Here is a 12,696-nt window from a genome sequence, read left to right as displayed (position 1 = left end):
GACAGCGCCCGGGAGATTTGCCGTCATGACCCAACCCGTTTCCATTGAATTTTCTGAACTCGACCTTGAGGCTATTGCCAGTTTTGAAGGCCGTGTTGCGGTGGTGATTCCGGCTTCTGGTAAAATGGACGCAGGTGCGCGCCGCGTGAATCGATTGACGAAAAACGCGTTGAAGCGGCTTTTGGAAAGTGAGGCCTGGGAAAAGGCCAAGGACGGAGAAGTCACAACTCTCGCATGGCCCGTCGGCTTGGGGGCCAAGGCGTTGGATGTGCTCTGTCTTGAACGGAACGCAAGCGACATTGAGGCCCGCAAGGGTGGCGCGGCGCTGGCCAAATCCAAGGGCGAAGACGCGCTTTTGGTTGTGGCGCCTCAAGTCCGACGTGCTGCGGATTTGGCCCAAGGGATCGCGCTGCGCGCCTATGCCTTTACAGAGCGCAAGTCGCAGCCACCGAAACTGCAGGCGCCGGTGACGATGATGGTCACCAAAGCCGATGAAGTCAGCGATGCCGCAGCCCCGCTTTTGTCGGTGGCCGAAGGGGTTTTGATGACCCGGGATCTGGTCTCAGAACCCGCCAATCATTTGACCACAGTGGAATTTGCCAATCGCATCTCGGGAATGTCCGATCTGGGGCTGAAAATCACTGTGCTGGAGGAAAAAGACCTCGAAAAGCTGGGCATGCACCTGCTTTTGTCGGTTGGACATGGTTCTGTCACGCCCTCCAAAGTGGCGATCATGGAATGGTCGGGGGGCAAGAAAGGCGACGCGCCACTGGCTTTGGTGGGCAAGGGCGTTGTTTTTGACACCGGCGGTATTTCCCTCAAACCGGCCGCAGGCATGGAAGAAATGACCATGGACATGGGCGGCGCAGGCGTTGTCGTTGGCACTATGAAGGCGCTAGCTTTGCGTAAGGCCAAGGCCAATGTTGTGGGTCTTGTCGGGCTCGTGGAAAACATGCCATCGGGGCAGGCCACGCGACCGGGTGATGTCGTGACGTCCATGAAGGGCGACACGGTGGAGATCATCAACACCGATGCCGAGGGGCGCCTCGTGCTGGCCGATGTGCTGTGGCACGCGCAAAAAGAGTACAAACCCGCCGCGATTTTGAATCTGGCCACGTTGACCGGAGCCGTGATCATTGCCTTGGGTCATGAAAACACAGGCGTCTTTTCCAATGATGACGGGTTTTGCAATAAACTGCTGAAATCCGCCGGGGCCGAAGGGGAGGGGGCATGGCGTCTGCCTTTGGGAGAGGCCTATAACAAGCAGCTCAAATCGGACATTGCCGATATGAAGAATGTCGGTGGCAGGCCCGCAGGCTCGATCACTGCGGCACAGTTCCTGCAACGCTTTATCGAAGACGGTATGCCGTGGATCCATCTGGATATTGCGGGCACGGCGCGGGTCAGTAAAGACACGGATTTTGCGCCTAAGGGCGCGACCGGTTGGGGTGTGATGACGCTCAATCGGCTTGTGGCGGATCATTTCGAAGGCGCGTGATGGGGGCTGTTTATTTCTATCATCTGACACGACACCCGCTTGAAGTGACCTTGCCGCAGATTCTGGGCAAGGCGCGTGGTGCTGGATGGCGCGTGCTTGTGCGCGGGGTCGAGGATGCGCGTCTCGATTGGCTGGACGAAAAACTGTGGCTGGGACCGGATGAGAGTTTCCTGCCGCATGGCCGCGCCGGTGGCCCGCATGACGCGCGTCAGCCGATTTTGCTGAGCCGGGATACGAATACCACGGCCAACAACGCACAGTGCTTGATGGCGATTGATGGCGCTGAAGTGAGTGCTGAGGAGGTGGGCGCGTTGGAACGGGCGTGTGTCTTGTTTGATGGCAATGACGAGACCGCGCTCAATCATGCTCGGGGGCAATGGAAGGCTCTGACGGAAGCGGGTTGTGCTGCGCAGTATTGGTCCGAAGCCTCGGGCCGTTGGGAAAAGAAGCATGAGGCGGAGGCCGATTGAGCGGCTGCGCCGCGCAGGTTGCAGGATTGGGGCGCGGCCCCAAACCCTGGGATATTTTGAGCAAGAAGAAAGAGCTATCGCGTCAAAATGAGCCGTCCATCGCGTATCTCGACTGAGGAAAAGCGTTCCAGATAGCTCATGCCCAAGAGGGATTGATCCAATTCGCCGCCATTGACGCTTGCGGCGATGCCGCGGTCTTCAATGGGGCCGATGACGAAGCTGTCGAGACGGACTGGTGCTGTGGTTACCATGCCATTGGCGGTGCTGGAGCGCCCGACAAAAGCGAGGCTGTCGGTGCTCAGTCCGACGCGCTCGGCATCCTCTTGGGTCAGGACGATGAGGGTTGCGCCTGTGTCGACAACGAAATCCACCGGGCGTCCATTGATTTCGGCGGTGACATAGTAATGTCCGTCCAAGTCGCGTTTGAGGACAACCTGGTCCTCGCCCACGGTGGTGAACTGGCCCGGGGAGACGGTGTTGCGAATGTCGCCCCACAACCCAACACCGGCGATCACGCCGATGAAAATCAACCCCCAGATCACGGCATATTGCGCGTTCTTGCCCCAAGACGTGCGGTTCTGGGCGAAAAACCACCCCACAACGGCGCATCCCAGAAGGACCAGGTACAAAAGGCGGGCTGTATCGTCACCACTCATGAGTTTGATATAAGGCCTCTTTTTGCGCGCCGCCAGCGTCTTTATCGCGGATCGACTGCCTCCAGACGTTCCAGAGCCGCCATCCAAAGCGCCTCCGCGCGGTCAAGGCCCTCCATGACTTCGCTGTATTTGCGTTGCCAGGCCTCCATGTCTGAGGTGCTGGCGTCGTCGTACATGGCCGGGTCCGCCAGCTTTGCCGATATCCGGTCACGCATATCGTTTAGCTTTTCGACGCGTGCTTCGCAGGTTTTAACTTCTTGGTGTAGAGCCAGAATGGCATCGCGCGAGGGGCGTTTGGGTTTGGCAGAAGGGGAGGCTTTGGCTTTTTCGGGTGGTTTTTGCTCCAACAGCATCGCGCGATAACTTTGCAGGTCGCCCTCATAGGGCACCACCGTGCCGCCATGAACCAACCAGAGCCGGTCTGCCACGAGGCTGAGCAGGTGCATGTCATGGCTCACAAGAATAATCGCACCGGTGTAAGCAGTCAGGGCCTCAACCAGCGCCTCGCGGCTTTCGATATCCAGATGGTTCGTCGGTTCATCGAGAATGAGCATATGCGGCGCATCAAGCGTGGCGAGCATGAGTGAGAGGCGCGCCTTCTGCCCGCCTGAGAGTTGCCCTACCTTGGTGTTGGCCTGATCCGCGCCTATGCCAAAGCCCCCGAGACGCGCACGCAATTTGGCCTGCGCCGTTTCGTCCACCTGGCGGCGCAGATGATCCAGCGGGGTCTCATTGATGCGCAATTCGTCGACTTGGTGCTGGGCGAAATAGCCCACGCGCAGTTTGGATGCGTTATGTTTCCTGCCCTCAAGAACATCAAGGCGATCTGATAAAAGCTTGGAAAGTGTAGATTTTCCTTCGCCATTACGTCCAAGAAGGGCGATGCGGTCATCCTGATCGATCCGCAGATCAAGTTTGCGCAAAACCGGTTCGCCACCATAGCCGGTTGCGGCCCCCTCAAGGCGAAGGATGGGCGGTGAGAGCGTTTCAGGCTCTGGAAAGGTAAACCGGCGCAAGGCGGCCTCTTGCGGCCGCGAAATGGGCTTCATTCGCTCCAAAGCCTTGATGCGGGACTGCGCCTGTTTGGCCTTGTCGGCCTTGTAGCGAAAGCGATCCACATAGGATTGCAGATGCGCGCGACGTGCGTCTTGTTTCTTCGCCTCGGCTTCGGCATTGGCCAGCCGCGCGGCGCGGGTTTCGGCGAACGTGTCGTAAGCCCCCTGATAGAGGGTCAGTTTGCGGTCTTCGAGATGCAGGATCGAGCCAACCGCGCGGTTCAGAAGTCCTCGATCATGGCTGATGACGATGACTGTGTGCGGGTAACGCGCTAGATATGTCTCAAGCCAGAGCGCGCCTTCCAAATCAAGATAGTTGGTCGGCTCATCGAGGAGCAGAAGATCAGGAGCGGTGAAAAGCACAGCGGCCAAGGCCACACGCATGCGCCAGCCGCCGGAAAAGGCAGAGCAGGGCATGGATTGCTCATCCTTGGTAAATCCAAGCCCTTTGAGGATCGACGCGGCCCGTGCCTCTGCACTCCAGGCATCAATATCAGCAAGGCGGGTCTGGATATCTGCAATCCGTGTCGGGTCTTCGGCGGTCTCGGATTCGGTCAAGAGTGCAGCGCGCTCGGTATCCGCGGCCAGAACTGTGTCGATGAGCGAGATTTCACTGCCCGGGACTTCTTGATCCACCCCGCCGATGCGGGCGCGGGAGGGCAGGGAAATATCGCCTGTCTCCAGCGCAAGTTCGCCGCGTATCAGCTTGAAAAGCGTGGTTTTCCCGGTGCCATTGCGGCCCACAAGACCAACTTTGTGACCGTCCGGTATGACAGCAGACGCTCCTTCAATCAAAGGGCGCCCGGCAACCGCGTAGCTTATGTTGTCGAACCTGAGCATGGCCCTTGGGTGCCTTATCGCAGAGGGGAGGTCAATCGCGGCTTTTCAAAGCGGGGCTTGCATGTTAGTGGGGCGCCAATTCTGCGGCGCGGGCGTGGGGCCTGGGCCGAATTTCCCAAAGGATAAAGAGGCTCTCATGGCTGTCGAACGTACGCTCAGCATCATCAAACCCGATGCCACCAAACGCAACCTGACCGGCAAGATCAACGCCAAGTTCGAAGACGCAGGTCTACGGATCGTAGCGCAAAAACGCATTCATCTGACCAAGGCGCAAGCCGGTGTGTTCTACGCCGTGCACGCCGAACGCCCGTTTTACGATGAGCTGTGCGAGTTCATGGCCTCTGAGCCAGTTGTGGTGCAGGTGCTGCAAGGCGAAAGCGCGATTGCCAAGAACCGCGAAGTCATGGGTGCCACGAACCCTGCCGATGCTGCACCTGGCACCGTGCGTGCCGAGTTTGCAGAAAGCGTCGGTGAGAACTCGGTGCACGGCTCTGATGCACCAGAAACCGCAGCCGTTGAGATCGCGTACTTTTTCTCGGGGCTAGAGCTCGTCGGCTAAGCCCGAAGAGTTGCATGTCCAAAACGGCGTGGCCTTTGCGGGTTGCGCCGTTTTTTATTGTCTCTCAGAGAGAGGCAAAATCGTTGAAAACCTGTCGCGAGATCACTTTGGGCGGAGTCGCGGGGGCGGGTTTAGACGCTGAACTGGACGTGGATGAGCCCTGGGATGGGGTTGAAGCTGAAATTGCCATTTGCCTGCACTTTCTGTCACCGACACTACCGCCGGCATACAATACACCGGGGTCTTAACGCCCCGCATGGCGAGGCTCTGCGCGAATTGTGGCTAAATTGGGGCATCGACGCGCAGTCCATGGAAAGTGTTGTTAAAAAGCTATAGATTGGCGGTTCGGGCAGTTGCGCATTCCCAAATGGGACGGCGCTGAGAATGAACATAGTCTTAAGGGCACATACACATGGCGTCTTCGTTGAAACAAGATCCGCACAAGCTGCGGGAAGCCAAGGAAAAGCACCTTGAAACAGCCATCGGTCGTGCTGTCCGCGAGTTTCGTAAAGGGCGGAACATGACAGTGGCCGACCTTGCCAAGGCGACTGGGCTTTCGGTGGGCATGCTGTCGAAGATTGAAAACGGGGTGACATCGTCGTCTCTGACCACGCTTCAAGTTTTATCAGCAGCGCTGAGTGTTCCGATCACCGCTTTCTTCCGCCGGTTCGAGGAAAGCCGCGAAGCGGTGCATGTGAAAGCGGGTGAAGCGCTTGAGATCGAGCGAGAGGGCACGCGTGCGGGTCATCAGTACAATCTTTTGGGGCACATTGGTGGTAACAACAGCGGTGTTGTGGTTGAGCCATACCTGATTTCGCTCAACGAGGAATCAGACGTGTTTCCCACCTTTCAACATGAGGGTATCGAATTGCTCTATATGCTTGAGGGGGAGGTGCTTTATCGGCACGGTGACGAGACCTTTCACTTGAAACCCGGAGACAGCTTATTTTTCGACGCGGATGCGCCACATGGACCAGAAGAACTGATCCAGCTTCCTGCGCGCTACCTGTCGGTGATTTCGTATCCGCAGGGGAATGGATAGTATTCCTTTCAGGAAAATAAAATTCTCCTATTGAAAATTCCGTTTGCTCGGATTAGCCTCTGTCGAAATGGGTTGTGGAGGCTGCCATGTGCGGAATCGTTGGACTGTTTCTCAAGGACAAAGCGCTGGAGCCAAAGCTCGGCACGATGTTGACCGATATGCTGATCACCATGTCGGATCGCGGGCCGGACAGTGCCGGTATCGCAGTTTATGGTGAAGACCACGAAGGGCGCGCCAAGGTGACGCTACAAGCAGTGGATCCAGATGTTTTCAACGGTCTTGCTGGTGAGATTGAGGATGAGTGTGGGGTCGCGGTCAAGCTTCGGGTGATTGACACCCATGCGGTTCTCGATCTGCCTGAAGACAAGTTGGCGCAAGTGCGCGCGACGGTCAAATCCTTGCGCCCGGATGCGCGAGTGATGAGCGCCGGAGAAGTCATTGAGATTTATAAAGAAGTTGGTCTTCCCGGGGAGGTCGCCAAGCGATTTGATATTCCTCAACTCACCGGAAGCCACGGCATTGGCCACACGCGTATGGCGACGGAAAGTGCGGTGACGACCCTTGGGGCTCATCCATTTTCCACGGGGGCGGACCAATGCCTTGTCCATAACGGGTCGCTCAGCAACCACAATTCGCTGCGTCGTAAACTGGCACGCGAAGGCGTGACCGTAGAGACGAAAAACGACACCGAAGTGGCGGCTGCCTATCTGACGTGGAAGATGCAAGAGGGTGCAACCCTTGGTGAGGCGCTTGAGGCCGGGATCGACGATCTCGACGGGTTCTACACTTTTGTGGTTGGGACCAAGGACGGGTTCGGAGTGGTTCGCGATCCCATCGCCTGCAAGCCGGCAGTCATGGCCGAAACCGATCAATATGTGGCCTTCGGCAGTGAATACCGCGCTTTGGTGAACCTGCCTGGTATTGAAGATGCCAAGGTTTGGGAACCTGAGCCTGCCACCGTTTATTTCTGGACACACTGACATGCAGACATTTGATCTCGAAGCCAACGGCCTGCGCGCGCTGAATGAAAAATTGCAGGCGCAGGCACAAAACACTAATGAAACAGCCTGGAGCGTGGTCAACCCGCGCGGCAGCCATGCGATTGCCGTTGGGCTTGATGCTCCCATCGAAGTTACCGTGAACGGCTCGACCGGGTACTACTGTGCAGGCATGAACCAACAGGCGACAGTGCATGTGAAAGGCAATGTCGGACCTGGTGCTGCTGAGAACATGATGAGTGGTAAGGTCGTGGTCGAAGGCGATGCCAGTCAATATGCCGGAGCGACCGGGCATGGCGGGCTTTTGGTGATCAAGGGCAATGCATCGTCCCGTTGCGGTATTTCGATGAAGGGCATCGACATTGTCGTGGGCGGCAATGTCGGCCACATGTCGGCCTTCATGGCGCAGGCGGGGCATATGGTGGTGTGCGGCGATGCTGGCGACGCTTTGGGCGATTCCATTTATGAAGCAAAGCTATTCGTGCGCGGGGCAGTCAAATCGCTTGGCGCGGATTGCGTTGAGAAAGAGATGCGGACTGAGCATATCGCCAAACTGACTGAATTGCTGGCTGCGGCTGAGATTGATGCGGACCCGAACGACTTCAAACGCTACGGGTCTGCCCGGCAGCTCTATAATTTCAACATCGACAACGCGTATTGAGGAGAGCGATCATGGCCAAGGACGACAAGACCGCACCGCAAACTTTACCGCGTTATTCCAACACCTTCACACCCGAAGTGAATGCAGAAATCCGCCGCGCGGCGGCGACGGGCATTTATGACATCCGCGGTGGCGGTGCGAAACGCAAGGTGCCGCATTTCGATGATCTGGTGTTTCTGGGGGCGTCGATGTCGCGCTATCCTCTTGAGGGATATCGTGAGAAATGTGAGACGTCTGTGACCCTGGGCACGCGATTTGCCAAAAAGCCGATTGAGCTGAAGATCCCGATCACCATTGCGGGGATGAGTTTTGGCGCTCTCAGCGCGCAGGCGAAGGAAGCTTTAGGCCGGGGCGCGACCATGGCGGGCACGTCGACCACCACCGGGGATGGTGGCATGACCCCCGAAGAGCGCGGGCAATCCGAGCGGCTGGTCTATCAATACCTGCCCAGTCGGTACGGCATGAACCCCGTTGATCTGCGAAAGGCCGACGCCATTGAGGTGGTGGTCGGACAGGGCGCGAAGCCCGGCGGTGGCGGGATGCTTCTGGGCCAAAAGATTTCCGACCGCGTCGCCGAAATGCGTACATTGCCCAAAGGCATTGATCAGCGTTCGGCCTGTCGTCATCCCGATTGGACGGGGCCAGATGACCTTGAGATCAAAATTCTGGAGCTGCGCGAAATCACAGGCTGGGAAAAGCCCATCTATGTGAAGGTTGGTGCGGCACGACCCTTCTTTGACACCACACTGGCCGTAAAAGCCGGGGCGGATGTGGTTGTGATTGATGGCATGCAGGGCGGCACAGCGGCGACGCAGGATGTGTTCATTGAACATGTCGGCATTCCCACGCTGGCCTGTATCCGAGAGGCGGTCGCGGCGTTGCAGGAACTGAACATGCACCGCGAGGTACAGCTCATTGTCTCGGGCGGCATCCGCTCGGGCGCGGATGTGGCCAAAGCCTTGGCGCTCGGCGCGGATGCGGTGAGCATCGGCACGGCGGCCATGGTGGCGATTGGCGACAATGATCCCAAATGGGAGGACGAATACCAAGCGCTTGGCAGCACCGCCGGGGCCTATGACGACTGGCACGAGGGCAAGGACCCTGCGGGGATTTCCACACAGGATCCCGAACTGGCCAAGCGGCTTGATCCAGTCGAGGCCGGACGCAGGCTCAACAACTACCTCAAAGTTATGACGCTGGAGGCGCAGACGCTCGCGCGGGCCTGTGGGAAGAACCACGTCAACAACCTTGAGCCGGAAGATTTGCAGGCTTTGACCGTTGAGGCCGCAGCGATGGCCAAGGTCCCCCTTGCTGGTACAACCTGGATTCCAGGGCAGGGCGGAATGTGATGCCGCGCTACATGGTCATCGAGCGGTTTCGGGACGGTCAGTCCGGCCCGGTTTACACGCGATACCATGAAAAGGGGCGCATGCTGCCCGAGGGCTTGCACTACATCGACAGCTGGCTCAGCGCAGATGATGACGTCTGTTATCAACTGATGGAAACAGACGCGCCTGAAACCTTTGACAGCTGGATCGCGAATTGGGACGATCTGGTGAATTTCGACATTATAGAACTCAAAGAAAAACCAACGGGGAGACAGACATGACAACAGATTTGGCCGCCTTTGCCGCTGAACGCGGTGTGAAGTATTTCATGATTTCCTTCACCGATCTTTTCGGTGGACAGCGGGCCAAGCTGGTTCCGGCGCAGGCGATTGCGGATATGCAGGAGGAAGGAGCAGGCTTTGCCGGGTTTGCCACCTGGCTCGATATGACCCCGGCGCATCCCGACATGCTGGCGGTGCCGGACCCAAGCTCTGTGATCCAGCTGCCCTGGAAGCCCGAGGTTGCCTGGGTGGCGGCCAACCCGGTCATGGAAGATGAGGACGTGGCCCAAGCCCCGCGCAACGTGCTGCGGCGTCTGATTGACGAAGCGGCAGGCGAGGGGATGCATGTCAAAACCGGCATTGAGGCGGAGTATTTCCTGCTGACCCCCGATGGATCGGCATTGAGCGATGAGTTCGATACCGCCGAAAAGCCCTGCTATGATCAGCAGGCGGTTATGCGCCGCTATGACGTGGTGCGCGAGATTTGCGACTACATGCTCGATCTGGGCTGGGGGCCTTATCAGAACGATCATGAAGATGCCAATGGCCAGTTCGAAATGAATTGGGAATTTGACGATGCGCTGCGGACTGCAGACAAGCATTCCTTCTTTAAATTCATGACCAAATCAGTGGCCGAAAAGCATGGCTTCCGCGCGACCTTTATGCCGAAGCCGGTTGAGGGGCTGACAGGCAATGGCTGTCACGCGCATATCTCTGTTTGGGACGCGCCGGGCGATAAGGCCAAGACCAATGTCTTTGCCACCGACTCGACCAGCGGGAGCCAGACCGCTGAACTGGGCCTCTCCGAAAAAGGCGCGCATTTCCTGGGCGGGATCATGAAACACGCCAGTGCGCTGGCTGCGATCACCAATCCAACGGTCAACAGCTACAAGCGGATCAATGCCCCGCGCACCATGTCAGGGGCCACTTGGGCTCCCAATACGGTGACATGGACCGGCAACAACCGCACGCATATGGTGCGCGTGCCCGGACCGGGCCGCTTTGAGCTGCGTCTGCCGGATGGGGCGGTAAACCCGTACCTCTTGCAAGCGGTGATTATCGCCGCAGGGCTGAGCGGTGTGCGTTCCAAGGCGGACCCGGGCAAACGCCACGATATCGACATGTATGCCGAAGGTCACAAAGTGCGCGGCGCGCCCAAACTGCCGCTCAACATGCTTGATGCGATCCGCACCTATGACAAGGACAAGGAACTCAAGTCCATGCTAGGCGACGAATTCTCGGCGGCGTATATCAAGATGAAAACGCAGGAATGGAATTCCTTTACCGCGCATTTCAGCCAGTGGGAAAAGGACAATACGCTGGATATTTAGGTCAGCGTCATCTCCATAAACACAACCTTGCCCTCATGTTCCGGGGGCAAGGGGATGCGCGGCGGCACGAAAGTGAACCCGGCTTTCTCATAGAGGTGCTGCGCCGCCTTGAGTGTATGAAACGTATCAAGAATGATCTTCTGATAGCCTTGTGCGCGCGCCATTGAGATCAGGTTTGAAATCAAAGCCTCCCCAAGGTGCAATCCGTGAAATTCGGGGCGCACATACATGCGTTTGACCTCGCATATCTGTGCGTCATGACCAAAGAACGCAACGCATCCTGCCGGGGCTTCGCCGACAGTGGCCAAAAGAAAACCTCCGGAGGGCGGCGCAAACATTCCCGGAAGGGCAGCGAGTTGATCTTCCAAGCCATCGAACGCATGCGCCTTTCCGGCATCCGGGTCCTGCGTCAGGGCAAAATCAAAGAACTCCCTGACCAGATCGCGCGCAGCGTTGATCTGGTCAGGCGTTTCGATCTGAGAGAGATGGATGCGGGTCACGTCGAGCAGGCTCTACGGTCGGCAGGGTCGTGTATCAGGCGTTGGCCTCGCGGATTTTATCCGCCGCATCCTTGTCATAGTTGACGCCGTTCTCTTCAAAGAGCGTGTCCAGTTCGCCAGAGAGCGTCATCTCGGTGATGATGTCACAGCCGCCGACAAATTCGCCTTTGACATAAAGCTGGGGCACTGTGGGCCAGTCGGCATAATCCTTCACGCCCTGACGGATGGCGTCATCGGCCAGAACATTCACGTCCATGTAATCGACGCCCATGTAATTCAGAACGCCTGCCACACGGGATGAAAACCCGCATTGCGGCATATCCTTGGTGCCTTTCATGTAGAGCACCACATCATTGTCCCTGTTGGTTTCTTCAATTTGGGTTTTCGCGTCAGTCATATCGCGGTGTGTCCTTTTGTGTTCGAAGGCCCTTGCAGACCCAAGTTAGTATTGCGTGCATATCGTCATGGTCAAGCGCACCACATGTGTCTTCGATAAATGTCTCAAGACGCAAGTAGTCATCCGGGAAAGTAATTTCCAGCTTGTTGTGTGAGAGCGTTTCGGATGGCAAACCCTGTTCATTCGCGCGTGTGTGCAAGGTCTTGAGTAAAGCGGTCTCAGCGCGTCGGTCTTCCCACCGAAGGATGTATCCTGCGATGAAGTTGCGGTCACGTTTCCGAACGAGTGTCAGAACGCCCGTTCCGGGCATCTCGAACCGCACATTGCTGCCCGCACGTGCATGGTGAAGATGCGTTTCCGCCTGAAGAAGGGCTGTTTCCAGAAATGCTGGCGAAACATGACCCTTGGGGGCATCGAGCTGTTTTTGGAATTCTGCGTTGCGCCGGTTGATACCCCGGACGGCGAAAACAAGTAGAATGGTAAACCCAATGGCCCCGATCAAAGCGGCTTTGAACATCGGTGACAACAGGTCAGCCTTTGCTCACGACAGCAGCTTGGATCGCGATGGGCCACCCGATTTGCGGCCGGGCCATCCGGATCATGGTCATTTTGCTTTGCCTTTGGGAACAAAGCGTTTTGCATAGGCCTGGGGATCTTTCGGCACTGTCCAGCGAGTGACGTTGCCCCCGCCGACCCCCGACTGGTAGTCTGATTCAAGAATATGATCACCATGCCCGGGCTCACTGCCGCGCGCACCGGGGTCTTTGCGCTGTCCCATGATGGCAAGCGCCCCCACCGCCACGACAATCAACGCGATGATGATCAGGACTTCCATCAATCAGGCGCCTTCGTTGTCAGCGCCAGGGCGTGCAGATCGCCGGATGGTCCGTCCATTTTGCCTTTGAGTGCGGTATAGACGGCGCGTTGCTGTTGCACACGGTTTTTGCCACGAAAGCTCTCGTCGATTACCTCGGCGGCATAGTGGTTCCCGTCACCGGCAAGATCGGTGATGGTAATCTTGGCCTCAGGAAAGGTTTCGCGGATCAGGTCTTCGATTTCCTGCGCTTGCATCGGCATGCG

The 12,696-nt window shown here is 57.6% G+C and carries 16 protein-coding genes; 9 read left to right on the top strand and 7 right to left on the bottom strand.

Annotated elements, in window-relative coordinates; translation table 11 throughout:
• Positions 1-25 precede the first annotated feature (25 nt).
• Both RZ517_RS11430 and RZ517_RS11425 read left to right on the top strand, forming a co-directional pair.
• Positions 26-1,498, top strand: coding sequence for a leucyl aminopeptidase (locus RZ517_RS11430; protein WP_338548363.1), 1,473 nt, complete (start codon positions 26-28; stop codon positions 1,496-1,498).
• The gene (locus tag RZ517_RS11425; protein WP_338548362.1) at positions 1,498-1,968 is read left to right on the top strand and encodes a DNA polymerase III subunit chi; all 471 of its coding nucleotides are present in this window, start codon (positions 1,498-1,500) and stop codon (positions 1,966-1,968) included. Before RZ517_RS11430 ends, RZ517_RS11425 begins: the two co-directional genes overlap by 1 nt.
• 74 nt (positions 1,969-2,042) lie before the next feature.
• Here RZ517_RS11425 and RZ517_RS11420 read toward each other — a convergent pair whose 3' ends face one another.
• Positions 2,043-2,624 (bottom strand): retropepsin-like aspartic protease family protein, encoded by a 582-nt coding sequence (locus RZ517_RS11420; RefSeq protein ID WP_338548361.1) that lies wholly within the window; start codon positions 2,622-2,624, stop codon positions 2,043-2,045.
• Positions 2,625-2,665: 41 nt separating this feature from the next.
• The gene (locus RZ517_RS11415) at positions 2,666-4,519 is read right to left on the bottom strand and encodes an ABC-F family ATP-binding cassette domain-containing protein (RefSeq protein ID WP_338548360.1); all 1,854 of its coding nucleotides are present in this window, start codon (positions 4,517-4,519) and stop codon (positions 2,666-2,668) included.
• 136 nt (positions 4,520-4,655) lie between these two features.
• Here RZ517_RS11415 and ndk point away from each other — a divergent pair, with 136 nt between their 5' ends.
• From ndk to glnT, 7 genes are all read left to right on the top strand, one after another.
• Complete coding sequence (gene ndk / locus RZ517_RS11410) at positions 4,656-5,078, top strand: nucleoside-diphosphate kinase (protein ID WP_338548359.1); 423 nt, start codon at positions 4,656-4,658, stop codon at positions 5,076-5,078.
• 412 nt (positions 5,079-5,490) lie between these two features.
• Positions 5,491-6,120 carry a helix-turn-helix domain-containing protein gene (locus RZ517_RS11405; RefSeq protein WP_338548358.1) on the top strand — a complete coding sequence of 210 codons (630 nt, stop codon included), beginning with the start codon at positions 5,491-5,493 and terminating at the stop codon, positions 6,118-6,120.
• An 86-nt stretch (positions 6,121-6,206) separates the two neighbouring features.
• Complete coding sequence (locus RZ517_RS11400; protein WP_338548357.1) at positions 6,207-7,100, top strand: class II glutamine amidotransferase; 894 nt, start codon at positions 6,207-6,209, stop codon at positions 7,098-7,100.
• 1 nt (position 7,101) lies between these two features.
• Positions 7,102-7,779 carry a GXGXG domain-containing protein gene (locus tag RZ517_RS11395; protein ID WP_338548356.1) on the top strand — a complete coding sequence of 226 codons (678 nt, stop codon included), beginning with the start codon at positions 7,102-7,104 and terminating at the stop codon, positions 7,777-7,779.
• A gap of 11 nt (positions 7,780-7,790) precedes the next feature.
• Positions 7,791-9,128 carry an FMN-binding glutamate synthase family protein gene (locus tag RZ517_RS11390; RefSeq protein WP_338548355.1) on the top strand — a complete coding sequence of 446 codons (1,338 nt, stop codon included), beginning with the start codon at positions 7,791-7,793 and terminating at the stop codon, positions 9,126-9,128.
• On the top strand, positions 9,128-9,388 hold the full coding sequence (locus tag RZ517_RS11385) for a DUF3303 domain-containing protein (RefSeq protein WP_338548354.1): 261 nt from the start codon (positions 9,128-9,130) through the stop codon (positions 9,386-9,388). The genes RZ517_RS11390 and RZ517_RS11385 overlap by 1 nt, the downstream gene beginning before the upstream one ends.
• Positions 9,385-10,719, top strand: a complete 1,335-nt coding sequence (glnT, locus tag RZ517_RS11380) for a type III glutamate--ammonia ligase (protein WP_338548353.1) — start codon at positions 9,385-9,387, stop codon at positions 10,717-10,719. The genes RZ517_RS11385 and glnT overlap by 4 nt, the downstream gene beginning before the upstream one ends.
• Here glnT and RZ517_RS11375 read toward each other — a convergent pair.
• The 5 genes from RZ517_RS11375 to RZ517_RS11355 all read right to left on the bottom strand — a co-directional run bounded on the left by RZ517_RS11375 (position 10,716) and on the right by RZ517_RS11355 (position 12,693).
• The gene (locus RZ517_RS11375) at positions 10,716-11,219 is read right to left on the bottom strand and encodes a GNAT family N-acetyltransferase (RefSeq protein WP_338548352.1); all 504 of its coding nucleotides are present in this window, start codon (positions 11,217-11,219) and stop codon (positions 10,716-10,718) included. The genes glnT and RZ517_RS11375 overlap by 4 nt on opposite strands.
• A 34-nt stretch (positions 11,220-11,253) precedes the next feature.
• Complete coding sequence (gene grxD / locus RZ517_RS11370) at positions 11,254-11,616, bottom strand: Grx4 family monothiol glutaredoxin (RefSeq protein WP_338548351.1); 363 nt, start codon at positions 11,614-11,616, stop codon at positions 11,254-11,256.
• Positions 11,609-12,142, bottom strand: coding sequence for a hypothetical protein (locus RZ517_RS11365; RefSeq protein ID WP_338548350.1), 534 nt, complete (start codon positions 12,140-12,142; stop codon positions 11,609-11,611). The genes grxD and RZ517_RS11365 overlap by 8 nt, the downstream gene beginning before the upstream one ends.
• Positions 12,143-12,220: 78 nt before the next feature.
• Positions 12,221-12,451 carry a hypothetical protein gene (locus RZ517_RS11360; RefSeq protein WP_338548349.1) on the bottom strand — a complete coding sequence of 77 codons (231 nt, stop codon included), beginning with the start codon at positions 12,449-12,451 and terminating at the stop codon, positions 12,221-12,223.
• Positions 12,451-12,693, bottom strand: coding sequence for a BolA family transcriptional regulator (locus RZ517_RS11355; protein ID WP_338548348.1), 243 nt, complete (start codon positions 12,691-12,693; stop codon positions 12,451-12,453). The genes RZ517_RS11360 and RZ517_RS11355 overlap by 1 nt, the downstream gene beginning before the upstream one ends.
• Positions 12,694-12,696 lie beyond the last annotated feature (3 nt).

The organism is Roseovarius sp. S88 (assembly GCF_037023735.1).
GTDB lineage: Bacteria > Pseudomonadota > Alphaproteobacteria > Rhodobacterales > Rhodobacteraceae > Roseovarius > Roseovarius phycicola.
The sequence above is the reverse complement of the archived record's forward strand: the minus strand, read 5'-3'. Positions and strand labels throughout refer to the sequence as shown.